The following is a 24,128-nucleotide window of genomic DNA, read 5'->3' as shown; positions in this document are numbered from 1 at the left end:
GATTATTTCCTGTTTATCCGCCGGTTGAACGATCTACCGATCCAGCACCCACCCCGCAATGATCGGAATGCACTGTTCCGTCCAAAAAAGTCATTTACGCACCTACCTCGCCATCGCCCGGCTCGCTAGAGTGCAGCGCTCTTTTCAACGGGCTGAAGTACTGATGAATCTGTGGTTTCGATTGCTCTGCATGCTTTTTCGCCGACCGTGGCGCAAGCCGGTCAATGCGCTGGAATCCACCGTGATCCGCATGCGCGTGTGGCCGCTGGATCTTGATTTGAATCGGCACGTTACCAATGGTCGCTACTTCACTATGGCTGACGTCGGGCGCATGGATTTTGTGTTGCGCAGTGGCGCGTTTCGGGTGGCGTTGCGCGCTAAGGCGTTGCCGATTGTTGGCGATACCTGGGGTAAATTTCGGCGTGAGCTGAAGCTGTTTGAAGCGTTTGAAATTCACAGCCGGATGCTTGGCTGGGACGATAAATGGAGCTTCATGGAGCATCGCTTCGTGAGCAAGGGACGGGTGATCGGCGTGGTGGTCATGCGTGGGCTGTTTCGGTCGGCGAGAGGCACGATGGCGCCGGGTGAGTTTGTCAGGGCGTTGGGGTTGCCTGAGCAGTCGCCGGAGATGCCGGCGTGGTTGACGTCGTGGTCGGCGAGTTGCGATCTGATGAGTCTTCAGCTCAGGGGTGAGGAGGTTTGAGTCATTGGTTGCCTGGATGATCGTGTTTATGGATGCAGTACGGTGTCGTTTGGGCTGGCGTCTTCGCTAGCAGGCTAGCTCCCACAGGTTCTGCGCAAGGCTCGGGAGGGCGTTTGGCCGGGCGGACGCCATCGCGGGCAAGCCCGGCTCCCACAGGGATTGGGGGATGGCTATTGTCTGTGGCGGGTCATGTTGATCAGCGCCACGCGTCTTCCACCCGGCGCCGCGCGCTCTTCGATGGAGAACGGGGTAAAGCCGAGTTTCGGGTAGAGCAGCAACCCAGCGGTGTTTTCGTTGAAGCAGGACAGCTGCACTTCCCTGGCCTGATACTTTTCGAAGCCGACGGCGGTCATGGTTTCGACAATGTAGCGAGCGACACCCTGGCCCCGGGCGTATGGCGCGACGATGACGTTGCCGATGCAGCAGACGCCGTCGTGTTCGGCACGGTAGAAATTGGCGAAACCGACGAACTCACCGTTGGCCAGAAACGCCGTGGAGTCGAAGCGTTGGCTGATCGCGGTGTGCATCTGTTCTTCCGTCAGCGGGTAATGCGCTTTCGGGAACATGAAGTACAACTCTTGAACGCCCTGCGGAAAGCCGCACAGGGTTTTGACGTCGTCGGCCGTCACTGGCCGGTGGGTAAAGTTCATGGCTGCCCTGCCCCTTATTGTCGGTGTTGCCAAGGTGATGCGCGCCCGGCGCGTTGGCATGCCATAGCGTGGACGCGAAGTACGATTCGGGCAACTGCAGCGCGCTTCAAGACACCACAAAAACCTGTGGGAGCGAGCTTGCTCGCGAAGGCGTCGTGTCAGCCGGCATCATCGCTGACTGACACACTGCCTTCGCGAGCAAGCTCGCTCCCACACGGGTTTGGGGTCAGGGTTATTCGGTGCGGCCCGGCAACATCCGCACCAGCGTGTTATCCCGCACCCAGTAGTGGTGAAACAGCCCCGCCGCCGCGTGCAAGCCGATCAGCCAGTAGCCGGCGCTGCCCAGCGTTTCATGCCAGTACTTGAGTTGTTTGGCGAAGTCCGGGTCGATGGCGACCGGTGCCGGGACGTGGAAGCCGAAGTACGGGAACGGTTTGTCGGCGGCGGCGAGCATCAGCCAGGCGAAGATCGGCGTGGCGATCATCAGCACGTACAGCGCCAGGTGCATCAGGTGCGAGATGCCGGTCTGCCACGCTGGCGGCTTGGGGGTGATGGGCGGGCGTGGGGTCAGGCGGCCGAGCAGGCGCACCCAGACGAGGATGAAGATGCTCGTGCCGAACAGGCCGTGGAAGCCCATCAGCAGGCCGCGCGCTTCGCTGCCCTTGGGCATGAAGCCTTTGATTTCGACGCAGGCATAGACGCCGACGAACAGCGCCAGCATCAGCCAGTGCAACGTAATTGACAGTTTTCCATAACGGGTGACGGCGGTGTCGCGGGTCATAAGATGCGCCTCGTGATTGTCGTGAGCGACGGTCGATTCGTTCGACAGTCTCGATCCGGTTGCAGGGCGAACCGACGGTGCCACCCTGCCCTTGCAGTCTTAAGACAATCTGAAGATTGCCCGTTGATTAACCTTTTTTCACCTTCAGACTTCGTTAAGAAATGCCTCCGATACTGCGCTCAAACCATTGAGGGAGGCGCTTTGCCCATGCCCGATTACCACTGGAACATTCCCCTTCCTCTACGTTTCGGCCAGGCCGAAACGCCGCAGATGACGTTGACCGGCGCCCTGCCCGACGACGCGCTGCGAGAGACTTTCGAAGCCTTCATCCAGCAGCGTTTTCGCAAGGCCCACGGCGCCGACATTCGACACTTTATGCCCGAGCTGTTCGGCATGCACAACGGCGACGGTGCGCTGTGTGCGGTGGCCGGTGTACGTCGTGCCCATCAAGAGCCGCTGTTTCTCGAGCGCTATCTGGATGAACCGATCGAACCCTTGATCAGTGCGGCGGCGGATCGTCCGGTTGAGCGTAGCGCCATCGTCGAAGTCGGCAACCTCGCTGCCAGCGACACCGGCAGCGCACGCTTGAGCATCATCGCCATCACCTACCTGCTGGCCATGGGCGGCCTGGAATGGGTGACCTTCACCGGCAACATCGGGCTGGTCAACAGCTTCCATCGGCTCGGTCTGAAGCCAGTGACATTATGCGCCGCCGACCCGGAGCGCCTGGGTGACGAGCGTCAACACTGGGGCAGTTATTACGAAAGCAAGCCGTGGGTGCATGTCGGCAACATCCGCGCCGGCTTCGTCCATTTGCGCAATATCGGCCTGTTCACTCGATTGGGCCTGCCGACTTCGATTGAAGGAGCCTGCCATGTCGCTTGAACTGCAACGCTTCCAGGAGACCCTGCGCGATCATGCCCGGCGCAATGACAACAGCACCGCGCTGTGGGGCGATACGCTGAAACTTGATTACGCCACGGTGTATGCCGAGGTGCTGTATCGCCAGGAACGCCTGCGCGATGAACAGGCGCAAGTCGTCGCCCTGGCGCTGGATAACGGCGTCGATGCGATGCTGTGGGATCTGGCCGTGCTGTTCGAGGGCTTGACCTGCGTGACGCTGCCGCCGTTTTTCAGCCCTGCGCAGCGGGCGCATTGTCTGGAACAGAGCCAGGCCGAACGGGTGATTGCCGAACCGGAGCTGGCGGCCGAGCTGCTCGCCGCCGGCTATGAACAGCGCGGCGAGTTCTGGTGCCGCACCTTCAGCGGCCCGAGCCGGATGCCAGCCGGCACCGCCAAACTGACCTTCACCTCCGGCACCACCGGCACACCGAAAGGCGTGTGCTTGAGCGCCGACAGCTTGCTGCGTGTGGCGCGGGAGCTGGATCACGCGAGCAAACCCACCGATCCACAGCATCATCTGGCGTTGCTGCCACTGGCGATTCTGCTGGAAAACCTCGGCTGCTACGCCGCGCTGTACGCCGGTGCGACGCTGAGTCTGCCAAGCCAGAAAACCCTGGGCATTCAGGGCGCCAGCGGCGTCGATGTACCGCACCTGTTGGGCTACCTGGCCGGTCGTGCGCCGGAGAGTCTGATTCTGGTGCCGCAACTGTTGCTGATGTTGGTCAGCGCTGCCGAGCAGAAAGCCTTCGACCCACAAAAACTGCGCTTCGCCGCCGTCGGCGGTGCGCGGGTCTCGGAAGATCTGCTGCACCGCGCGCAGCGTGTCGGCCTGCCGGTGTTCGAGGGCTACGGCTTGTCCGAATGCGCCTCGGTGGTGTGCCTCAATCGCCCCGGCGCGCGGCGTCCAGGCAGCGTCGGCCAGCCGCTGCCGCACGTTGAAGTGCGCCTGGCCGAAGACGGCGAAGTGCTGATCAAGGGCTCGACCCTGCTCGGTTATCTGGGGGACGCGCCGTACGCCGATGAGTGGTGGCCCAGTGGCGATCTGGGCGAGTTCGACCCCGAAGGTTTCCTCTACCTCAAGGGTCGCAAGAAGCACCAGTTCGTCACCAGTTTCGGGCGCAACGTCAACCCGGAATGGGTCGAGTCGGAACTGACCCAGCGCCGCCACATCGCCCAGGCCTTTGTCTATGGCGAGGCCTTGCCGCGCAACCACGCCCTGCTCTGGCCGCACCGTGCCGATTGCAGCGACGCGGAGCTGGCCGCCGCGGTCGCCGAAGCCAACGAAGCCTTGCCCGATTACGCCCAGGTGCATGGCTGGACGCGCCTGGCGCAACCGTTCACCGCCGCCAATGGCTTGCTCACGGCCAACGGTCGGCCACGCCGCGAGGCGATTGCCGCGCTGTACCACGCCCAATTGACTGAATCCGCTGTTTCCGAGGAGTCCGCATCATGAGTTTTTTCGACACCCTGCAAGAAGCCACGCATCAGGAACGCCACGAGCTGTTCAATCTGCCGATCATTCTTGACGCCCTGCAAGGCAAGGTCAGCCTGGAAAGCTATCGGGCGTTTCTCGCGCAGGCGTACTACCACGTGCGTCACACCGTGCCGTTGATGATGGCCTGCGGCGCGCGTCTGCCGACACGTCTGGAATGGCTGCGCAAAGCGGTGGCCGAGTACATCGAAGACGAATACGGCCATGAACACTGGGTCCTCAACGACATCGCCGCGTGTGGCGGTGACCGCGATGCGGTCCGCGACGGCCAGCCCTCGCTGCCGATCGAGCTGATGGTGAGCTTTCTCTACGACTTGATCGCCCGGGGCAATCCGGTGGGTCTGTTCGGCATGGTCAATGTGCTCGAAGGCACCAGCATTGCGCTGGCTACCCATGCGGCGGGGAGCATTCGCGAGCGTCTGGCGCTGCCGGACACCGCGTTCAGCTACCTCAGCTCGCACGGTTCGCTGGACATCGAGCACATGCAGACCTATCGCCGCTTGATGAATCAACTGGAAGATCCCGAAGACCAAGCGGCCGTGATTCACGCCTCGAAAGTCGTCTATCGCCTGTACACCGACATGTTCCGTGGCCTGCCGCGTGACGCGGAGACTCAACATGCAGCTGCGTGACGCACGGGTGGTGTTGACCGGTGCCAGTGGCGGCATCGGCCTGGCGATTACCGAGGCCTTGTGCGCCGCCGGCGCCCAGGTACTGGCGGTGGCGCGGCATGAGCAGGCGTTGGCGCCGTTGCTCGCACGCTATCCCGATACCCTGTGCTGGGTCGCCGCCGACCTGACCTTCCTCAGCGACCGACGCAAAGTGCTGGCCGCTGCCGAAGCCATCGGCGGCATCAACCTGCTGATCAACGCGGCCGGGGTCAATCACTTCGCCATGCTCGAACAGCTCGACGACAGCGACATCAACGCGATGCTCGCGGTGAACATCAGCGCGCCGATGTGCCTGACCAAATTGCTGCTGCCGCTGCTCAAACAGGCCGATAGCGCGATGGTGGTCAACGTCGGTTCCACTTACGGCTCGATCGGCTACCCAGGCTACGCCAGTTATTGCGCGACCAAGTTCGCCCTGCGCGGATTTTCCGAAGCGCTGCGCCGCGAGCTGGCCGACACTCGGGTCAACGTGCTGTATGTCGCGCCCCGGGCCACGCGCACGTCGATGAACAGTGCGGCGGCGCAAGCCTTGAACGATGCCCTCAAGTCCAGCGTCGATGACCCGCAAACCGTCGCCTCGGCGGTGATCCACGCGATTGCCGGCGACCGCCGCGACTTGTACCTGGGCTGGCCGGAGCGCTTCTTCGTACGCCTGAACAACCTGCTGCCGCACCTGGTGGATCGCGGTTTGCGCAAGCAACTGCCGCTGATCCGCCGCCTCAGTGAAAAAACCGACAACGAGTCCCTGAAGCCATGAAAAAACTTAGCGCATGCCTGTTGTTCGCCGCCCTCAGCCAAAGCGTCTGGGCACTGGAACCGGCCGATCAGCAGCGTCTGAACGGCATCCAGCAGAGTTGGGCGCACATCCAGTATGAAGTGGCGGAAAAGCAACGCGCCGCCGCGTTCGAGCAGTTGTCGTCCGAAGCCACTGCCTTTACTACACAGCGCCCGGCGGTGGCCGAAGCGTGGATCTGGAAAGGCATTGTAACCAGCAGTTGGGCCGGCGCTCAGGGCGGGCTCGGTGCCTTGGGCAAGGCCAAGGACGCCAAGGCCGATCTGGAAAAAGCCCTGACGCTCGACCCCAAGGCCCTGCAAGGTTCGGCCTATACCAGCCTGGCGGCGCTGTATGATCGCGTCCCGGGCTGGCCGATCGGTTTCGGCGACAGCGACAAGGCCGAGCAACTGCTCAAGCAAGCGCTGCAACTGAATCCGGATGGCATCGACAGCCTGTACTTCTGGGGTGATCACCTCTACCGTCAGAAGCGCTACGCTGAAGCCAAGGCTGCGCTGCTCAAAGCTCAGCAGGCTGCACCGCGCCCGGGCCGGGAAACCGCTGACGCCGGGCGTCGCAAAGAGATCGCTGCGCTGCTGGTGGACGTGAACAAGAAACTCGACTGACAGGAGTCCGCGTGCGTTTATTACTGATTGAGGATGACGTGGCCCTCGGTGAAGGCATTCATCGGGCATTGGGCCGTGAGGGCTACACCGTCGACTGGTTGAAGGATGGCAGCAGCGCGTTGCATGCGCTGCTCAGTGAAACCTTTGACGTGGCGGTGCTCGATCTGGGCCTGCCGCGCATGGACGGCCTCGAAGTGCTGCAGCGCCTGCGCGACAGCGGTTCGAACCTGCCGGTGCTGATACTCACCGCCCGCGATGTCACCGAAGACCGCATAGCCGGGCTGGATGCCGGCGCCGACGACTATCTGGTCAAACCGTTCGACCTCGCCGAACTCAAGGCACGCCTGCGCGCTCTGTTGCGGCGCAGTGCGGGCCGCGCTCAGGCGCTGATCGAGCACGCCGGGATCAGCCTCAACCCCGGCACCCAGCAGGTCAGCTATCAGGGCCAACCTGTGGCGCTGACGCCCAAGGAGTATCAGTTGCTGCATGAATTGCTCTCGCCGCCCGGCCGGGTGATGACCCGCGATCAATTGATCCAGCTGCTTTACGGCTGGAACGAGGAAGCGGAAAGCAACACCCTCGAAGTGCACATCCATCACCTGCGCAAAAAATTCTCCACCGACCTGATCCGCACCATTCGCGGTGTGGGGTATCTGGTGGAGGAGCGTCGATGACCTCGATTCGTCGCCGCACGCTGACGCTGATCATCGGGCTGTTGCTCGCGGGTCTTGCGGTGCTCAGCGTGTTCAACCTGCATGACAGCAACCACGAAATCGCCGAAGTCTACGACGCGCAACTGGCGCAAAACGCTCGGCTGCTGCAGGGCGTGATGCGCATGCCGCTGGCGAGCCAGGAACACTCGCAGCTGTATCAGGCGTTCAATCAGGCGCTCGGCGAAGCCAAGCCGCGCGTCGACGGTCACCCTTACGAAAGCAAGATCGCCTTCCAGGTCTGGAACCCGAAAAACGAAGTGCTGGTGCACACCGCCAGTGCGCCGTCGTTCACCGCGCCGCCGACGCAACCGGGTTTCAGTGATGTGGTGGACTTGAACGGTCGCCACTGGCGCGCCTTCATGCTCGAGGACCCGCAAAACGGGCTGCGTATCTGGGTTGGCGAACGCGACGATGTGCGGGCCGATCTGGTCGACCGCATCGTGCGCCATACGCTGTGGCCGAACGTGCTGGGCAGTCTGATCCTCGCGGCGATGGTCTGGCTGGCCATCGGCTGGGGCCTCAAGCCGCTGGCGAACATGGCCGCGACCCTGCGTGCTCGCCACAGCGGCTCGCTGGAACCGTTGCAACTGACGCCCCTGCCCAGCGAACTGGAACCGATGCAGGCGGCGCTCAACCGCATGCTCGCGCAGATCCAGGAAGTGCTTGGCCGTGAACGGCGCTTCATCGCCGATGCCGCTCACGAGATGCGTACGCCGCTGGCGGTGCTGCGGGTGCATGCGCAGAACCTGCTGGAGGCCGGCACCGAACAGGAGCGCCGCGAGTCGTTGCAGTTCCTGATTTCCGGGGTTGATCGCGCCAGTCGCCTGGTCAATCAATTGCTGACCATGGCGCGCCTGGAACCGAAATCCAACCCGCCGCCGCTGCAACGCATCGACCTCAGCGAAACCGTGCGCAACAGCCTGGTGCAACTCACGCCGTGGCTGCTGAGCAAGCATCTCGAACTGGCCTTCGAAGACAGCGCACAAGCGCTGCACGTCATGGCCAGCACCGCCGCCATCGACATCGCCCTGAGCAACCTGATCACCAACGCCGCCAACTTCTCCCCGGAGAACGGGGTGATCACCGTCAAGCTGAGCGAGGCCGATGGCTGGTGCCTTTTGAGCGTCGAAGATCAGGGCCCGGGCATCGACGAGGCCGATCGGGCACGGTTGTTCGAACGCTTTTACAGTCGTGGCAACGCCAACGGTGCAGGCCTGGGGCTGACCATCGTCAACACCATTGCGTTGCGCCTGGGCGGACGGATTACGTTGGTCAACCGGGCCGAGGGCGGCTTGTGCGCAACGTTGTCAGTGCCGATCAGCTCAGGTGTGCAGCAACGCCGCGGCGGATGAGACGACCAGCAGCACCGCGAGGATCCGGTTCAGCCACTGCAACTGCGCCGGATTGCTCAGCCAGCGCGCTGCACCGCGACCGAGCAACGCCCACAGCGCCAGACACGGCAACGACACCAGAAAGAACGCCAGGCACAACGCGTTCAAGCCCTGCCCTTGTGCGGTAAACACGCTGATCACCGCAATCGCCATCATCCACGACTTGGGGTTGACCCATTGCAACAGCGCGGCGCCAACCAGCCCCAGTTCGGGTTTCTCTTCGCCGGCGGCGGGGTCGATGGCGGTGGCCGGCGCGCTGAAGATCTGCCACGCCAACCAGAGCATCCAGCCCATTCCCAGCGCACTGATCACCGGGCGCACGCCGGGCAGCATCAAGGTGCTGGCACCCGCACCGGCCACCCACACCAGCGACGCAGCACCCGCTCCCGCGCCGAGGATGATCGGCAGGCACGGCCGCCAGCCACGTCGGGCACTGGTACTGAGCACGATCAGATTGGTCGGCCCCGGAGTAACCGAGGCCACGAAGGCAAAGAGGATGAACGCAAGCATGGTACGGCCCTGTAGAAAGTCAGGGCCTACTCTGACGGCTGCGCAGGGCTGCGGTCTTGAACGTTTGTTCAGCGTCGAGAGGCGCCGATGGCGCGTTGCTGATAGGCGCCCGGCGTGATGCCGTAAGCGCGTACGAACCAGCGGCCCAGATGGCTTTGGTCGGCGAATCCGAGGCGACTGGCGACGTCCACAGGCTGTATGCCGGCGGCGAGCATCTGCCGGCCCCGGCTGAGGCGCAACTGGATCAGCCACGCGTGCGGCGCGAGTCCATAGGCTGCCTTGAAGGCGCGGGTCAGGCGAAAGCGGTCGGTGCCGCAGACCTCGGCCAGAGTTTGCAGGCTGACGTCCTGTTCGTGAAAGGCCACCAGATAATCGCGTGCCTGACGGGCGATCAAGGGCGCGCGGTTGGCAGCGGTCGGTTGCGGTCGCCGGTACAGATGAATCGCCAGTCGTTCGAGCAACGCGTCCAGCGCCACCTCGCGCACCATGCGCACGTCCTGCTGATGCAGCGCATTGAACGCAAACAAGGTGGCGCGGGCCAATTCGGGATCATCGTTGAGCACACTGCCGATGCCGGGCAGGCCGCTGCCGTAACTGCCCAGATGCAAACCGTCCAGCGCTTGCTCCAGCCATGCCGGTTGCAGGTACAGCATGCGATAAGTGAAGCCGTCCGGGCTCGGCGCGTCGCCATCATGAATGTCGCCGGGTTCGAGCATGAAGACTTTGCCCGGGGTACTGTCGTGCCGCGCCCGACGACTGTTGAAGCGCTGCACGCCTTGCTCGGTGAAACCGATCAGATAGGTCTCATGCCAGTGCGGATCGTAGGCATGCGCATGCCCGGCGAAATGCGCGTGCAGGGTTTCGATGCCGGTTTCCCGGTCGTGGGCAAGGTCGATCCAGTTACTCATGACTTGAATACGCTAATGGGCTGGCGCCAGTAATCCACAAATGCCCCGGAACGGCTAGAACGTTTGTGCACTGCCCGACCGATGAAGGCGTGTCGCGGCGCTTCAGATCGAGCGCTGATTGACCCGGGCCATCAGTTGCTCGGCGCTTTCCTTGCGTTCGGAATAGCGATCCACCAGAAAATCCTGGCGCTCGCGCAGCAGCACGGTGAACTTCACCAGCTCCTCCATCACATCGACCACGCGATCATAGAACGGCGAAGGTTTCATCCGCCCCGCCTCGTCGAATTCGGTAAAAGCCTTGGGCACCGAAGACTGATTGGGGATGGTGAACATACGCATCCAGCGCCCCAGCACACGCAGCTGATTGACCACGTTAAACGACTGCGAACCGCCGCAGACCTGCATCACCGCGAGGGTTTTGCCCTGGGTCGGACGCACCGCGCCGAGCTCCAGCGGGATCCAGTCGATCTGCGCCTTGAACACCGCCGACATGGCGCCGTGGCGTTCCGGCGAACACCACACCTGGCCTTCCGACCACAGCACCAATTCGCGCAGTTCCTGCACTTTGGGATGATCGACCGGAGCATCGTCCGGCAACGGCAAACCGGACGGATTGAAGACACGCGTTTCGGCGCCGAAATGCTCCAGCAAACGTGCGGCCTCCTCCACCAGCAGACGGCTGAAGGAGCGCTCGCGGGTCGAGCCGTAGAGCAGCAGGATGCGCGGTTTGTGTTCGTGCGAAGGTGGCGTGTTGCGGCCTTCGAACAGGCTGTGATCAAGATTGGGCAGGTGCTTTGACATATGTCCTCCGGCTCAAAGGGAGCCGATGCGATCCAGTTCACGCTGAAGCTCAACGCGGCTGAGTGTTTGGAAAGGAAGACCGAGGAAGGTTGCGCAACGGCGCTCGATGATCGCCAGCGTGGCACGGAACGCCGCGTCCACGGCCGCCTCATCACCGGTCACCTCGGAGGGATCCTCCAGCCCCCAATGGCATTTGATTGCCGGGCCGAAGTACACCGGGCAGGTTTCGCCCGCCGCCTTGTCGCAAACGGTGATGACGATGTCCGGCGGGTTGCCTTCAAAGGCGTCGTTGCCCTTGCTGTATAAACCCTCGATAGCGATACCGGCCTGTTGCAGCGTCGTCAGGCTGCGCGGCAGCACCTGGCCCTTGGGAAAACTGCCGGCACTCACCGCCTCGAAGCCCTCCCGCGCCAGATGATTGAACATGGCTTCGGAAAGGATGCTGCGGCAACTGTTGGCCGTGCACATGAACAGGACACGCATGGGTAGCTCCCGGGGATATTTGAAGTTCAGCAGCACGCGGTTTCGCGGGCAGGACGGCCATCCATGTTGTGCAGGCGACAGGCGTTGTCCTTGAGCCAATCGGTGTTGGCCTTGGCCGTGACGTTGAGGACCTGCCGGACCCAATCCGGCAGGTCCGGGTTGAGCCGGTAATAGACCCATTGGCCCTGACGCCGATCAAGCAGCAACCCATTGCTGCGCAATTGCGCGAGGTGGCGGCTGATTTTCGGCTGGCTGTCGTCGAGGGCGCACATCAGCTCGCAAACGCACAGCTCACCCTGCTCGGCAATCAGCAAGGTGGCGCGCACGCGGGTTTCGTCGGCCAGGCTTTTGAACAGTTCGGTGGGAGTGAGCATGGGGCGGACTCGAACATATGGAAAACTGAATATACGGATATCCATATATTATTCAACCCCGAGTTTCAGCGACAACGATGAGTCCTGCGGGAACGTGCGTGGTCGCAGAAAGCAAAAAGCCGCTTTCACCGTGAAGTGAAAGCGGCTGAGGCAAAGGCCTCAATAGAGCAACAGGATCAGTGCACGAACAGGGCGATCAGGATAATGATCGGGATTGGCACACCGAGGAAAAACAGTAGTAGAGAGCGCATGGTGATTCTCCTTGTTAACGGACTGGAGGCAGCGTGGTGGTGGCGGTGTAAGTCTCGACTTCAACGTACTCGACTGCATCCCGACGACGGCCGCCGAAGGTGGCTGCCAGGCTGGCGAAGAACGCACCGGCCAACAGCGCAATGAACATCCACAGCGACGTCCAGGCAGCAACTTTGGCAGCGGTGTCAGCCGCCTGTTGGGCTTTGACCTTGGCATCGGCAATGGCTTTTTGAGTACGCGCATAAACCTCGTCGACACGTTTCTCGGCGTCGGCCTGACTCAGGTTGGTCCGCTGTGCGACCAGTTGCGCGAGGTAGGTGCGGTCTTCAGGGCTGAGTTGGCCGTTGGCCAGGCTCTGGGCGAAGATCCGGGTCACCGCACCATGCGCGGCGTCATCGCTGACGGACGCAGGACGGTCATCGCGAAACAGGCTGTCGACGAAGTAACCGTATTGATCGCTGCTGGTGTTTGCTGCAGCGGTACCGGCCGCCTGAGTCGCGGCAGCGGCTGCGCCACCGGCGACACTGGCACCGGCCTGCACGCCGCCACTGATGACACTGCTCACCGAGCCGACGACCAGCACGGCGGTGACCAGCGTCGCCACACACCAGGCGAGGAAGCCATGGGCGGTATCACGGAAATACACTTCATCCCCGTGCATGTTGGCCCACTTCACCCGCAGGCGGCCGGCGATGTAGCCACCCAGGCCGGAGGCGATAATCTGCGTCGCCGCCAGCCAGACAATCGTGGAAATCCCCAGGCTCTTGGCGCTGACGCCCTCCCCGGCCCAAGGTGAAACGGCAGAGAATCCCAAACCGAAGCCAAGCAGCACCAGAATCATCGACAGTGCTGCAGCCGCCGCCGCGCCCGCGAAGATCGCGCCCCAGGACACGCCTGACACGTTGCTCGACTCTCCTTCGAAGGCCGGATAAAACCCATCAGAGGATCTATTCATTGTTGTAGTGCTCCAGGCATGAAAAATGGTGTTACAACTCGTCAGCAGATGAATTGCAGCGACCGTGCCAGTCTACAACTTTAAATAAACCTCTATTTTTCAACGAGTTAAAAAGACTGAACTTCTCTATTCATTGCAATTTGCAACAATGCACGCAAAGCGGCGGGTTTTCTGCATTGACGGCAAAACAGCCGGGCACCCGAATCTGCGTTTGTGACAGGCTATACATGAAAGTTAATTTAAAGCGCGACGGAAAATACTTGGCAAAATGCTGCCATCCCGTTTGAACCGATCAAGGCCTGCTCTATGACTCGTATTTTGACCATCGAAGACGACGCCGTGACTGCCCGTGAAATCGTTGCCGAACTCAGCAGCCACGGCCTGGAAGTGGATTGGGTCGACAATGGCCGCGAAGGTCTGGACCGTGCGGTCAGTGGTAACTACGACCTGATTACCCTCGACCGCATGCTGCCGGAACTCGATGGCCTGGCCATCGTCACCACCCTGCGCACCATGGGCGTGGCCACGCCGATTCTGATGATCAGCGCGCTCTCCGATGTCGACGAGCGTGTGCGCGGCTTGCGGGCTGGCGGCGATGATTACCTGACCAAGCCGTTCGCCACCGACGAAATGGCCGCGCGCGTGGAAGTGCTGCTGCGCCGCCAGAACAGCGTCGCCACCCAGGCCACCACATTGCAGGTGGCCGACCTCGAACTGGATCTGATCAGCCACGAAGCACGCCGCGCCGAGCAGGTGCTGACGCTGCTGCCGACCGAATACAAGTTGCTGGAATTCCTCATGCGCAACAGCGGCCAGATCCTGTCGCGGATGATGATTTTCGAAGAAGTCTGGGGTTATCACTTCGACCCGGGCACCAACCTGATCGACGTGCACATCGGTCGTCTGCGCAAGAAGATCGACGCGGCGGGCAATGTCCCGCTGATTCGCACGGTACGGGGCTCGGGTTATGTCATTGCCGAACCCGTCTGACGGCTGGCGCTCCTCCAGCAGTCGTCTGCTGGCGCTGTACAGTTCGCTGTTCGTGGCCTGGAGCGCGATCCTCATGGGGGTCATGTACTTCGAAGTCTCCAGCTACCTCGATAACCTTGCCAAGCATTCGCTGATGCAACGTCAGCATCTGTTTTCGCACTTTCGCGGTGAACAACTGGAAGAAGCACTCGCCGCCAGCATGACCTTCGACATCCGCGGCATCGACGCCTACGGCCTGTTCGACGCCCAGGGCGTGTACCTCGGTGGCGCCTTGCAGCAACTGCCCGAAGGCCTGCCGCTGGATGGCAAGATCCACACCCTGGATGACTGCGCCGATTCCGACGACCCGACCCTGCCCGCCGACAGCTGCGACGCGGTGGCAACCCAGACCCGCGACGGTCGCTGGCTGGTGTTGTTGCGCGATAACGGTTCGTTGTTCGCCGTGACACGGATCATTCTGCATGCCTTGTTCTGGGGTGTGTCACTCACGATCCTGCCGGGGATTGCCGGCTGGCATTTGCTGCGCCGTCGGCCGCTGCGGCGCATCCGCGCGATTCAGGACAGCGCCCAGGCCATTGTCGCCGGCGACCTGACTCACCGTTTGCCGCTGTCCAACCGCCGCGACGAACTGGACATGCTCGCCGCCATCGTCAACGCCATGCTCGATCGCATCGAACGGCTGATGCACGAAGTCAAAGGCGTGTGCGACAACATCGCCCATGACTTGCGCACGCCACTGACGCGCCTGCGCGCGCAGTTGTATCGCATGCAGCAACAGGCCGGCGAAGGTTCGCCCGCAGCGGCGCAACTGGATCTGGTGCTGGCCGAGGCCGATACGCTGATGGCGCGGTTTCGCGGCTTGCTGCGGATTTCCGAACTGGAAGATCGTCAACGGCGCTCAGGATTTGTCGAGCTCGATCCAGTGCAATTGCTGGAAGAATTGCATGAGTTTTACCTGCCACTGGCCGAAGAAGGCGAACTGCTCTTCGTCCTCAACATGCCGGAAACCCTGCCGCCCCTCAATGGCGACCGCGCGTTGTTGTTCGAGGCGCTGGCCAATCTGTTGAGCAACTCGATCAAGTTCACCCCGGCGGGTGGCACGGTGATTTTGCGCGGCGTGAATGACAACGGGCATACGCGGATCGAAGTCCACGATTCCGGACCGGGGATTCCCGAAGCCGAGCGTGAGGCGGTGTTCCAGCGCTTCTATCGGGCCGAAGGCGGGCAACCGCAAAGCGGCTTTGGCCTGGGCCTGTCGATTGTGGCGGCGATTGTCAGCCTGCATGGCTTCAATCTTGAGGTGGGCAGCAGTGAACTGGGCGGTGCGAAGCTGGTGCTGGATTGCCGGCAGAGTTTGATCTCACAGTCCTGAATTTGCGCCGATCTTTCAAACTGATACATCCCCTGTGGAAGCTGGCTTGCCAGCTCCCACCGTTTTTTGTGTTGGATGATCACGCCGGGTAATTGGCCCGCAGCGCCTCAAGGCCACCCTGATAGAGGCCGTTGAACTCAGATCGCCATGCTGTCGACTACACCGCCATCCACGCGCAAGGCCGCGCCCGTGGTGGCGGAGGAAAACGGCGAGGCGATGTACGTGACCAGATGCGCCACCTCGGCAACGTCGGCCACCCGCTGGATGATCGAGGTCGGCCGCGCCCGGCGGACGAAAGCGTCGGCTTCGTCGCGCAGGTTGCGACCGGACTCGGCCGCAGCGTCCTTGAGCATGTGCTCCACGCCGCCGGTAAAGGTCGGCCCCGGCAGGATCGCATTGACCGTCACGCCAGTGCCGGCCAGACGCTTGGCCAAGCCATGGGACACCGCGAGGTTGGCGCTTTTGGTCACGCCATAGTTGAGCATGTCGGCCGGGGTGGCCACGCCGGATTCCGAAGACAGGAAAATGATCCGCCCCCAACCCTGCTCGACCATCGCCGGCGCGTAATGGCGCGACAGGCGCACGCCGGAAATCACGTTGACCTCATAAAAACGCGTCCACTCGCTGTCCGGGGTGTCGAAGAAATCCACGGCGTCGAAGATCCCCAGGTTGTTCACCAGAATGTCTGTACGCGGTTCAGCGGCGAAGAGTTTTTCCGCGCCTTCGGCGGTGCCCAGATCCGCCGTCAGACCCCGCAATTGCGCACCCGGCACCTGCTGCCGAATGCTCGCCAGCGCTTGCTCGACCTTGGCCGCTTCACGCCCGATGACCACCACCGTGGCGCCGGCTTCGGCCAGCGACTGGCTGATGCCCAGACCAATGCCACCCGTGCTGCCGCTGACGATGGCCAGTTTTCCACTCAAGTCGATTTTCATGGGTTCACCTCTTCGATAGGCAATACACGGACGAATAGAAGGAATGGATCAGCGTAGACGCGATGTCGCTTGTATGAAGACGTGGCCGACCAAAGACCGGTCGCGAACGATCCGACGCCTTCGCGGGTTGAGCGGCGTTCTACACTGAAAGGGTCAGCTGCTTTTTAGAGAACACCATGAAAATGTCTGCGCAAATGACCGTGGTCGCGGTGCTGGCCACCCTTGCCTATCTGGGGCTGGCGGTGTGGGGCATCGGCGGGCCGGCGGTGTTCTTCTCCCATCGGGCGCTGGTGCTGGTGGCGCTGGCCACGGTATTGATGGTGCTGGCGTCGCTGTTCACCGATGTGAACATGAGCTCGGGCGAGCGCGAGGACCGGGCCAATCGCTGGGTGATTCCGGCGTTCGGCGTCATCGGTCTGCTCAGCGGTTTTCTGCCGGCGTACTGCGATCGCATCGACTTCTGGACCTTCGGCGCTGAAGGCGTGCGCTGGCTCGGTGCTCTGCTGTTTATCGTCGGTGGCGCGCTGCGTCTGTGGCCGGTGTTTGTGCTGGGCCGACGGTTCAGCGGGTTGGTGGCGATTCAGCCGGGGCATCGATTGGTCACCGACGGCATTTACACGCGCCTGCGCAACCCGAGCTACCTGGGGTTGGTGGTCAATGCCGTGGGCTGGGCGCTGGCGTTTCGTTCCAGTGTCGGGTTGATTCTGGCGGCGCTGACATTGATTCCGTTGATCGCGCGTATCCACTCGGAAGAAGCCTTGCTGCGCGGGCAGTTTGGTGCGGAGTACGAGGCCTATTGCGCACGTAGCTGGCGCTTGTTACCGGGCGTCTACTGACCCTGTAGGAGCTGCCGAAGGCTGCGATCTTTTGACCTTGCTTTTGAAAATCAAAGGCAAAAGATCGCAGCCTTCGGCAGCTCCTACAGAGATTGTGTTGTGTCAGGTCTTTTGCAGGTGCAGTTGGCCTTGGCTGTTGGCGGTGACGCTCAGCGACTCATAACTGTCGATCGTCGCGTGGCGGGTGTCGAGCGGATGCTGGTGGGTTGTGGTGATGATCATCAGCGCCGCTCCGGCCGCTTCAGCAGCCTGGATGCCGACGGTGGCGTCTTCGAAAATCAGGCAATCGGCGGGATCAAGCCCCAGACGCTGCGCGGCCAGACGATAACCCGCCGGATCAGGCTTGCCGGCCGTCACATCCTCGGCGGTAATCATCACCGCAGGCTCGGCAATCCCCGCCGCCGCCATGCGGCGCAACGCCAGATCCCGAGGCGCCGACGTCACCATGGCCCAACGCTGCGCAGGCAGGCTGTCGAGAAACGCCGCGGCCCCGGGAATCTGCACAATCCCTTCGACATCATCGATTTCCGCCTGCGCGATGAACGCCGCTTGCGCCTCCGCATCAACCCCCGGCAGGTTCAGCCGGCGAATGGTGTCGATGGCGCGGGCGCCATGGATGGTCGGCAGGAAACTCTCGACATCAACCCCGTGGCGTTCAGCCCACGCCGCCCAGACGCGCTCGGCAGCAGCAATGGAATTGAGGACGGTGCCGTCCATGTCGAACAGGAACGCGCCGAACGCGCGATCAAAGACGTTATCGTGAGCAGACAAAAGGTCGCATCCTTTGACAGAACCGGGCGGATTGGCCGGGCAATGTAGCATTTTTGCCCGGCAGTTCGACCCGAAGACTCAGTGCAGACGCGCGGCCTTGGATTTGAACGCGCTGTCGACACAATCGAGCAACTGGCCGATGGCCCAAGGCTTTTTGATGAACGCCACCGGGTGCTTGACCCCGGAAGTCTCCGGCGTTTCATAACCGGACATGACCATCACCGGTTTGTCCGGCCAGCGCTCGCCGACCAGATTGGCCAGCCCCGCGCCGTTGATTTCACCGGGCATGGTGATGTCGGTCAGCAGCAGCGCGACTTCCGGCGCGTGTGCCTCCAGATACAGCTTGGCGGCATCCGCACTGGTTTGCGGCTCGACCTTGAAACCTTCCTCCTGAAGAATTTCGCAGAGAAACTCCAGAATCAACGGGTCGTCCTCAACCACCAGAATCAACCCGCCAGGAAGGTGCGCGCTCGGCGTCGGTGTTGGACTCATGAACTGGCACTCCCTGAATTGCATTAACGACTTAGCGGCTCAAATCCGCTGCTTATCAGGTATGAGCAGCGCGCCCTGTATAAATTCATTTTTGATACAGGTCTTTTCTTAACAGTCGTCAGTGGCCTTGGCTGTCGGGCGTTCGTCAGGCGGTTTTTGTGGTTAAAATGCCGGCCCTTTTGCTTGCCGACCGTGAATGATGAACCCTGAAGCCCTCGCCACCCTCCGCGCTCACTTGTTGCCAGCACTGGCGGCCGCACCGAGCGAAACCCGTCGCCTGTTCCATGGCCGCGGGCGTTGCTGGCCGGGGCTGGAGCAACTGACGGTGGACTGGCTGCAAGGCGTGGTGCTGGTCTCGCTGTTCAAGGAACCGGCACCGGAACAGCTCGAAGCGCTCAAGCACGTGCTGCTCGACCTCAGCACCTCGGCCGAGTGGCAGCAGTCCGGCGCCCACACCCTGCTGCTGCAACATCGCTATTTGCCGCAAAGCACCGCCGAATGGTTGCTGGGGGATGCAATAGACGAGATGAGCATCGTCGAGGGCGGCTTGCAATACCGCGTCGATCTGGGCCGCAAGCAGAACGCCGGGCTGTTTCTCGACATGCGCTACGGGCGCAACTGGGTGCGTGAGCAGGCCACGGGCAAGCGCGTGCTGAACCTGTTCGCCTACACCTGCGGGTTTTCCGTGGCGGCCATCGAAGGCGGCGCCCGCCATGTAGTCAACCTCGACATGTCCCGCGCAGCCCTGAGCCGTGGTCGCGACAATCACCGCTTGAACGGGCATGACCTGAGCAAGGTGAGTTTTCTTGGTCACGACCTGTTCAAGTCCTGGGGCAAGGTGATCAACAGCGGCCCGTACGACCTGGTGATCATCGACCCGCCATCATTCCAGAAAGGCAGTTTCCTGCTGACCAAGGATTACCAGCGGGTGCTGCGTCGCTTGCCGGAATTGCTCACGGCAGACGGCACGGTGCTGGCGTGCATGAATGATCCGTCGTTGGGTTCGGGCTTTTTGATTGATGGCGTGACTCAAGAGGCGCCGAGTCTGCGCTTTGAGCAGCGGCTGGAGAATCCGCCGGAGTTTCCGGATGTCGATCCCGAGAGCGGCCTGAAGGCGCTGGTGTTCAAACGTTTCGACTGACCCGACACCTCGCCAACATCGCTGATCCCTCTGGGAGCTGGCTTGCCAGCGATGGCGGTGTTTCTGGTAACGAGGATGTCAGCTGTGCCGCCCTCATCGCTGGCAAGCCAGCTCCCACAGGGGTTTGGTGGGTCAGGAAGTGGGTGGACGCAACACCAGCGCAAACAGTTCACCATGCCCGTTCACGTTGAGCTTGTGATAGAGATTGCGCCGATGAACCTTCACCGTCTCCGGCGAAATCCCCATCTGCTGGGCGATGGCCTTGCTGGAAAACCCTTGCAGAATCAGCCGCGCGGTGTCGACTTCGCGCAGGGTCAGACGCGCGTCGAAGCGATCGAGCAGCGTCGCCAGATCCCCCGCCACCGGCTCGGTGCCGGTCCCTTGCGGCGGCAATAGCTGCAAGTGACGGCGCATCGCCGCCAGCACCCAGTCGCGCACGCACAACAGACGGCCCTGCTCGACCAGATCGAAAGCCGTCGAGCGCCCCAGCGACAGGCCCAGTACACCGCCGTCGATGTTGATCATGAACTGCAACTCGTCCTCACCGACCACCGAGCGAAAGTAGCTCTGGTAATACTCGCTGTGCAGAAACTGGTCGGGCGCCACCGAGGCCAGGCTGTGCAGGCCGTCGGCGATGCCGGTCGAGGCGGTTTGATAAAACGGATCAAGCAGGTACATCCCGGCGCTGTAGCTGGCCAGCTCTTCCTGCTCGTCGGCGCGGCCCTTGCTGTCGAAGTCGATCAGCAACTGCGGCGCCTGCCCCGCCTTCATCAGCGCCACCAGCGCGTTGTCCAGCGGCACCAGCAGCCGCAGCGTGTCGACCAGCGAACGCCAGAACCCGTCCTGGCCGACGGCGGCAAACACCCGCGCCAGACTTTGATGCACCGGCAACTCCTGCAACAACGCGTCCACGCACTACCCCTTTTGTGTAACCCATGATGGGAATGGGTCAGGCGCGCCCGCCCCGATAGGCTGAGCACTCCTGTCAATTACCGGCCTGCCGCAGGCCAGGAGTGCCGCATCATGCGTTGTCGTCGTGGCTATATCAACCGGGGCATCAACCTTGGCCTGCTCACCTGTCTGGGCGCCACATTCGCTGCCAGTGCCGCCGACGCACCGAGCGTGCACGTCTACAACTGGTACGACTACATCGGCCCCACGACGTTGGCTGACTTCAAGCGCGACAGCGGCATTCAACCGGTTTACGACACCTTCGACAGCGCCGAAGTGCTCGAAGGCAAACTGCTGACCAGCCGCAGCGGTTACGACGTGGTGGTGGCGAGCAACTTCAGCCTGCCGACGCTGATCAAGGCCGGCGCCCTCGCCCCGCTGCCGCGCGATCAACTGCCGGGCTGGAAGAATCTGGACAGCGATCTGCTGAGCAAACTGGCCAACAACGACCCCGGCAATCAATACGCCGTGCCTTATCTGTGGGGCACCAACGGCATCGGCTACAACGTCGACAAGGTGCGCGCCGCCCTTGGCGACAAGGCGCCGCTAGATTCCTGGGACCTGGTGTTCAAGGAAGAAAACCTCGCCAGGCTCGGCCAGTGCGGGGTGGCGATGCTCGATTCGCCGTCGGAAATGCTCCCGGTGGCCCTGCACTACTTGGGCTTGCCGCCCAACAGCACCAATCCCGAGGACTATCAGAAAGCCGAAGCGCTGCTGCTCAAGTTGCGCCCGCACATTGCCTACTTCAACTCGTCGAAATTCATCAGTGACCTGTCCAACGGCAACATCTGCGTGGCCGTTGGTTGGTCCGGGGCGATGCTCGAAGCCAAGACCAACGCCGAGCAGGCCAACAACGGTGTGAAGATCGCCTACAGCCTGCCCAAGGAAGGCGCGCCGGTATGGTTTGACACGCTGGTGCTGCTCAAGGACGCGCCGAACCGCACTCAGGGCCTGGCGTTCATCGACTACCTGTTGCGCCCGGAAGTGATCGCGCCGGTCAGTGATCACCTGTCGTACCCCAACGGCAACCGCGCCGCGACCCCGCTGGTGGCCGCAGCCACGCGGGATAACCCGGCGGTGTATCCGTCGGCGGCGGCGATGACCACGTTGTACACCCTGGAGCCGCTGCCCAAAGCCACCGAACGCGTGCGCACGCGGGTGTGGAGCAAGGTCAAGAACGGTCAGTAACCCCACCTGCAAACCACACAAAACCTGTGGGAGCGTGGCTTGCCCGCGATGACGGAGTGTCAGGCGACACATGCATGGGCTGGACGGACGCCTTCGCGGGCAAGCCACGCTCCCACAGGGTTTTGTGTTCAGCCCCACTCATTCATTTCTGCCTTGTTATAGAGAGACAACCCATGAAACCCCGTGCCCGTGACCTCAACATCCGCATCGGCCAACTGCAACCCGGCCCGCTCAACGCCATCACCGATGTCCCCGGCGTGCGCGTCGGCCACAGTAACGTGCGTGGCCGCAGCGACAGCGGACGCGACATCTGCACCGGCGTCACCGTGATCGAACCGCGCCGTGGCTCAAGCAACCAGCAACCGTGTTTTGCCGGGGTGCATGTACTCAATGGCAACGGCGATGCCACCGGCCTTGAGTGGATTCGCGAGGCCGGGCTGCTGACCAGTCCCATCGCCTTTACCAACACCCATAGCCTCGGCGTGGTGCGCGATGCACTGATTGCGCTGGACCGCCAACAGCAACCGGACGACGGTCGGCTCTACTGGAACATGCCGGTGGTGCTGGAAACCTTCGATGGCTTGCTCAACGACATCAACGGTTTTCACGTCAAACCCGAGCATGTCGCCGAGGCACTGAATTGCGCGCATGCCGGTGCCGTTGAAGAAGGCGCTGTCGGTGGCGGCAGCGGCATGATCTGCCATGAATTCAAGGGCGGCATCGGCAGCGCCTCACGGCGTTTGAGCAGCGCTCAGGGTGGCTGGACGGTGGGTGCGATCGTGCAGGCCAACCACGGCATTCGCAGCGAGTTGCGGGTCGACGGTTATCCGGTGGGCCGTTATATGGAACAAGTGGATTCGCCGTTCTTGCGTGCCTCGCTGCCGCATCCGGGCATGGGTTCGATCGTGGTCTGCCTGGCGACCGACGCGCCACTGCTGCCGCATCAATGCACGCGTCTGGCACAGCGCGCCAGCCTTGGTCTGGCGCGCAGCGGCGGTGGTAACGAAGATCACAGCGGCGACATCTTCATCGCCTTCGCCACCGGCAACGAACAGGTGCCGCCCGCGGCTTACGAAGGCAAAGGCGCGCCGACCTGCGACGGCTTGCGCATGGTCAACAACGACCACATCAGCGAGCTGTTCCTGGCCGCCACCGAAGCGGTCGAAGAAGCGATCATCAACGCCCTGCTCGCCAGTGAGAGCACCGAGGGCAACGGGCATGCGGTGCCGGGGCTGGATAAGGAAACGCTGCTCGCCGCCCTCGCCAAGGCCGGCTGGCCCGGCGCCCGCTGACCTGTTGGAGCTGCGGCACGCTGCGATCTTTTGACCTTGCTTTCATAAATCAAAAGATCGCAGCGTGCCGCAGCTCCTACAGAGGGAGTCAGCGGTGCTCAACGACCACGTCATCATCCGCTCGGCGCCCTATCAGGATTTCGACACGCGGTACTTGAGTCAGCCCCCGCGCGTTCCCATGATGAAGATACGCAGGCGCTTCACTCCTGAGCGCCTGTGTAGGGATCGGGTGTTCTGAACCCCAAATCAAGCCCGTTCCCTGTTTCATGCGCAGCTTGAGCCTCATGGGCTCTACTTCTCCCCATCAAAGAGCCTTGAGGCTCTTTTTTTGTCCGTTTTTTGCCGCTGACTCAGTGCAACGTCAGCCGCTGGCGCACGAATTCTTCAGTGTGTCGGGTGACCTGATCCAGATGCCGGTCGCGCTGTTTCTCGGCATCGAGCATCGCGCGCTTGCCGTTCTTCTGCAGCAGGTAGGTGTGGATCTGCTGCACTTCCAGCGAGCGGTAGATCGGTGTGGTGTCGATAAAACCGCGCAGGCCGTTGCTGCGGTAATGCCGGGTGCTCATCAGCACTTGGGTTTCGCGAGCGCCGATCACCTCGAACCCCAGCGCTTCGAAATACGGCACCTTGCCGACACTGCAGGTCAGTTCGGCATGCGGGTAACGGCTGACCATCTCGCCGATCATCGCCCGCGCCACGCCCTGACGCCGATAGCCTTCGCGCACGGCCATGTAGGCAACGCTGCACGCTTCCCAGTCGCCCTGCACCGGCAAGTACAAAAGGAAACCGGTGACCTGCTCCGGATCATCCTCGGCCGTCGCCACCAGCAACTCCACCTCGGTGCCCTTCTCGCCGTTCAGCGCCTCCAGATACAGATGCACCTCATAACCGACCGCGTACTGATAGACGTTGTACAGCAGGTTGCTCGGGCCAAGACCGACCGCGCTGATGTCGGTGAGGTAATCGACCACCAGTTGCAGAATCTGGCTGTTGACGCTTTCGGGGCATGGGGATTTGTAGTGGGTGATACGTGACATGACGGGTGAACTCCGGCGAAAAACCGCGCCATCATACCCTGTCCCGACGCCTGCTCTGTGTAGGAGCTGCCGAAGGCTGCGATCTTTTGGCTTTATAGAAGCAAGATCAAAAGATCGCAGCCTGCGGCAGCTTCTACA

At 62.2% G+C, this 24,128-nt stretch carries 27 protein-coding genes; 14 read left to right on the top strand and 13 right to left on the bottom strand.

Going from position 1 to position 24,128, the window contains the following annotated elements:
- Nucleotides 1–163 precede the first annotated feature (163 nt).
- The gene (locus ACYZUM_RS07545) at nt 164–703 is read left to right on the top strand and encodes a thioesterase family protein (RefSeq protein WP_108184378.1); all 540 of its coding nucleotides are present in this window, start codon (nt 164–166) and stop codon (nt 701–703) included.
- Nucleotides 704–873: 170 nt separating this feature from the next.
- On the opposite strand, the gene ACYZUM_RS07540 is transcribed toward ACYZUM_RS07545, so the two are convergent.
- Nucleotides 874–1,353 (bottom strand): GNAT family N-acetyltransferase, encoded by a 480-nt coding sequence (locus ACYZUM_RS07540; RefSeq protein WP_108182377.1) that lies wholly within the window; start codon nt 1,351–1,353, stop codon nt 874–876.
- Between the two features lie 232 nt (nt 1,354–1,585).
- Nucleotides 1,586–2,134 (bottom strand): cytochrome b, encoded by a 549-nt coding sequence (locus tag ACYZUM_RS07535; protein WP_108182376.1) that lies wholly within the window; start codon nt 2,132–2,134, stop codon nt 1,586–1,588.
- Nucleotides 2,135–2,341: 207 nt separating this feature from the next.
- Between ACYZUM_RS07535 and ACYZUM_RS07530 the strand changes: the two genes are divergently transcribed.
- Genes ACYZUM_RS07530 through ACYZUM_RS07500 form a run of 7 tightly spaced genes read left to right on the top strand, consistent with a single transcriptional unit; the run spans nt 2,342 to nt 8,663 of the window.
- The gene (locus tag ACYZUM_RS07530) at nt 2,342–3,019 is read left to right on the top strand and encodes a thermostable hemolysin (RefSeq protein ID WP_108182375.1); all 678 of its coding nucleotides are present in this window, start codon (nt 2,342–2,344) and stop codon (nt 3,017–3,019) included.
- Nucleotides 3,009–4,490 carry an AMP-binding protein gene (locus tag ACYZUM_RS07525; RefSeq protein WP_108182374.1) on the top strand — a complete coding sequence of 494 codons (1,482 nt, stop codon included), beginning with the start codon at nt 3,009–3,011 and terminating at the stop codon, nt 4,488–4,490. Before ACYZUM_RS07530 ends, ACYZUM_RS07525 begins: the two co-directional genes overlap by 11 nt.
- Nucleotides 4,487–5,161 (top strand): TenA family transcriptional regulator, encoded by a 675-nt coding sequence (locus ACYZUM_RS07520; RefSeq protein WP_047295011.1) that lies wholly within the window; start codon nt 4,487–4,489, stop codon nt 5,159–5,161. Before ACYZUM_RS07525 ends, ACYZUM_RS07520 begins: the two co-directional genes overlap by 4 nt.
- Nucleotides 5,148–5,957: an SDR family oxidoreductase gene (locus tag ACYZUM_RS07515; protein WP_108182373.1), complete on the top strand. Its 810-nt coding sequence runs from the start codon at nt 5,148–5,150 to the stop codon at nt 5,955–5,957. Before ACYZUM_RS07520 ends, ACYZUM_RS07515 begins: the two co-directional genes overlap by 14 nt.
- On the top strand, nt 5,954–6,598 hold the full coding sequence (locus ACYZUM_RS07510) for a tetratricopeptide repeat protein (protein ID WP_041062956.1): 645 nt from the start codon (nt 5,954–5,956) through the stop codon (nt 6,596–6,598). Before ACYZUM_RS07515 ends, ACYZUM_RS07510 begins: the two co-directional genes overlap by 4 nt.
- Before the next feature lie 11 nt (nt 6,599–6,609).
- Complete coding sequence (locus ACYZUM_RS07505) at nt 6,610–7,272, top strand: response regulator (RefSeq protein WP_108182372.1); 663 nt, start codon at nt 6,610–6,612, stop codon at nt 7,270–7,272.
- Complete coding sequence (locus ACYZUM_RS07500; protein ID WP_086790855.1) at nt 7,269–8,663, top strand: ATP-binding protein; 1,395 nt, start codon at nt 7,269–7,271, stop codon at nt 8,661–8,663. Before ACYZUM_RS07505 ends, ACYZUM_RS07500 begins: the two co-directional genes overlap by 4 nt.
- Here ACYZUM_RS07500 and ACYZUM_RS07495 read toward each other — a convergent pair.
- From ACYZUM_RS07495 to ACYZUM_RS07470, 6 genes are all read right to left on the bottom strand, one after another.
- Nucleotides 8,634–9,212, bottom strand: a complete 579-nt coding sequence (locus ACYZUM_RS07495; RefSeq protein WP_041062965.1) for a LysE family translocator — start codon at nt 9,210–9,212, stop codon at nt 8,634–8,636. The genes ACYZUM_RS07500 and ACYZUM_RS07495 overlap by 30 nt on opposite strands.
- Nucleotides 9,213–9,280: 68 nt before the next feature.
- Nucleotides 9,281–10,120 carry a helix-turn-helix domain-containing protein gene (locus tag ACYZUM_RS07490; RefSeq protein WP_108182371.1) on the bottom strand — a complete coding sequence of 280 codons (840 nt, stop codon included), beginning with the start codon at nt 10,118–10,120 and terminating at the stop codon, nt 9,281–9,283.
- A 102-nt stretch (nt 10,121–10,222) separates the two neighbouring features.
- Nucleotides 10,223–10,921 carry an arsenical resistance protein ArsH gene (arsH, locus tag ACYZUM_RS07485; protein ID WP_108182370.1) on the bottom strand — a complete coding sequence of 233 codons (699 nt, stop codon included), beginning with the start codon at nt 10,919–10,921 and terminating at the stop codon, nt 10,223–10,225.
- Nucleotides 10,922–10,933: 12 nt separating this feature from the next.
- Nucleotides 10,934–11,404 (bottom strand): arsenate reductase ArsC, encoded by a 471-nt coding sequence (locus ACYZUM_RS07480; protein ID WP_108182369.1) that lies wholly within the window; start codon nt 11,402–11,404, stop codon nt 10,934–10,936.
- 26 nt (nt 11,405–11,430) lie between these two features.
- Nucleotides 11,431–11,778, bottom strand: a complete 348-nt coding sequence (locus ACYZUM_RS07475; RefSeq protein WP_041062977.1) for a metalloregulator ArsR/SmtB family transcription factor — start codon at nt 11,776–11,778, stop codon at nt 11,431–11,433.
- 265 nt (nt 11,779–12,043) lie between these two features.
- Complete coding sequence (locus ACYZUM_RS07470; protein WP_108182368.1) at nt 12,044–12,985, bottom strand: hypothetical protein; 942 nt, start codon at nt 12,983–12,985, stop codon at nt 12,044–12,046.
- A gap of 306 nt (nt 12,986–13,291) precedes the next feature.
- Here ACYZUM_RS07470 and ACYZUM_RS07465 point away from each other — a divergent pair, with 306 nt between their 5' ends.
- Both ACYZUM_RS07465 and ACYZUM_RS07460 read left to right on the top strand, forming a co-directional pair.
- Complete coding sequence (locus ACYZUM_RS07465; protein ID WP_003223938.1) at nt 13,292–13,975, top strand: response regulator transcription factor; 684 nt, start codon at nt 13,292–13,294, stop codon at nt 13,973–13,975.
- Complete coding sequence (locus ACYZUM_RS07460) at nt 13,953–15,347, top strand: sensor histidine kinase (protein ID WP_047295030.1); 1,395 nt, start codon at nt 13,953–13,955, stop codon at nt 15,345–15,347. Before ACYZUM_RS07465 ends, ACYZUM_RS07460 begins: the two co-directional genes overlap by 23 nt.
- A 137-nt stretch (nt 15,348–15,484) precedes the next feature.
- On the opposite strand, the gene ACYZUM_RS07455 is transcribed toward ACYZUM_RS07460, so the two are convergent.
- A complete protein-coding gene (locus ACYZUM_RS07455; protein ID WP_041062988.1) occupies nt 15,485–16,282 on the bottom strand; it encodes an SDR family NAD(P)-dependent oxidoreductase in 798 nt (265 codons plus the stop codon).
- 176 nt (nt 16,283–16,458) lie between these two features.
- On the opposite strand from ACYZUM_RS07455, the gene ACYZUM_RS07450 reads away from it, so the two are divergent.
- Complete coding sequence (locus ACYZUM_RS07450; protein ID WP_108182367.1) at nt 16,459–17,118, top strand: methyltransferase family protein; 660 nt, start codon at nt 16,459–16,461, stop codon at nt 17,116–17,118.
- Between the two features lie 102 nt (nt 17,119–17,220).
- Here the strand turns inward: ACYZUM_RS07450 and ACYZUM_RS07445 are convergent, their stop codons facing one another.
- The gene (locus tag ACYZUM_RS07445) at nt 17,221–17,889 is read right to left on the bottom strand and encodes an HAD-IA family hydrolase (RefSeq protein WP_108182366.1); all 669 of its coding nucleotides are present in this window, start codon (nt 17,887–17,889) and stop codon (nt 17,221–17,223) included.
- Nucleotides 17,890–17,967: 78 nt separating this feature from the next.
- Nucleotides 17,968–18,381, bottom strand: coding sequence for a response regulator (locus tag ACYZUM_RS07440; protein ID WP_041062997.1), 414 nt, complete (start codon nt 18,379–18,381; stop codon nt 17,968–17,970).
- 199 nt (nt 18,382–18,580) lie between these two features.
- Between ACYZUM_RS07440 and ACYZUM_RS07435 the strand changes: the two genes are divergently transcribed.
- Nucleotides 18,581–19,522 carry a class I SAM-dependent methyltransferase gene (locus ACYZUM_RS07435; protein WP_108182365.1) on the top strand — a complete coding sequence of 314 codons (942 nt, stop codon included), beginning with the start codon at nt 18,581–18,583 and terminating at the stop codon, nt 19,520–19,522.
- Nucleotides 19,523–19,654: 132 nt separating this feature from the next.
- Here the strand turns inward: ACYZUM_RS07435 and ACYZUM_RS07430 are convergent, their stop codons facing one another.
- Nucleotides 19,655–20,434, bottom strand: a complete 780-nt coding sequence (locus ACYZUM_RS07430; RefSeq protein WP_108182364.1) for a helix-turn-helix transcriptional regulator — start codon at nt 20,432–20,434, stop codon at nt 19,655–19,657.
- A gap of 111 nt (nt 20,435–20,545) precedes the next feature.
- Here ACYZUM_RS07430 and ACYZUM_RS07425 point away from each other — a divergent pair, with 111 nt between their 5' ends.
- Nucleotides 20,546–21,661 (top strand): polyamine ABC transporter substrate-binding protein, encoded by a 1,116-nt coding sequence (locus ACYZUM_RS07425; RefSeq protein ID WP_108182363.1) that lies wholly within the window; start codon nt 20,546–20,548, stop codon nt 21,659–21,661.
- 173 nt (nt 21,662–21,834) lie between these two features.
- Nucleotides 21,835–22,953 (top strand): DmpA family aminopeptidase, encoded by a 1,119-nt coding sequence (locus ACYZUM_RS07420; RefSeq protein ID WP_108182362.1) that lies wholly within the window; start codon nt 21,835–21,837, stop codon nt 22,951–22,953.
- 350 nt (nt 22,954–23,303) lie between these two features.
- Here ACYZUM_RS07420 and ACYZUM_RS07415 read toward each other — a convergent pair whose 3' ends face one another.
- Nucleotides 23,304–23,990, bottom strand: a complete 687-nt coding sequence (locus ACYZUM_RS07415; RefSeq protein ID WP_086790845.1) for a GNAT family N-acetyltransferase — start codon at nt 23,988–23,990, stop codon at nt 23,304–23,306.
- Nucleotides 23,991–24,128 lie beyond the last annotated feature (138 nt).

This window comes from Pseudomonas sp. m6p, assembly GCF_055760375.1.
This window is presented reverse-complemented; position numbering and strand designations above follow the sequence as displayed.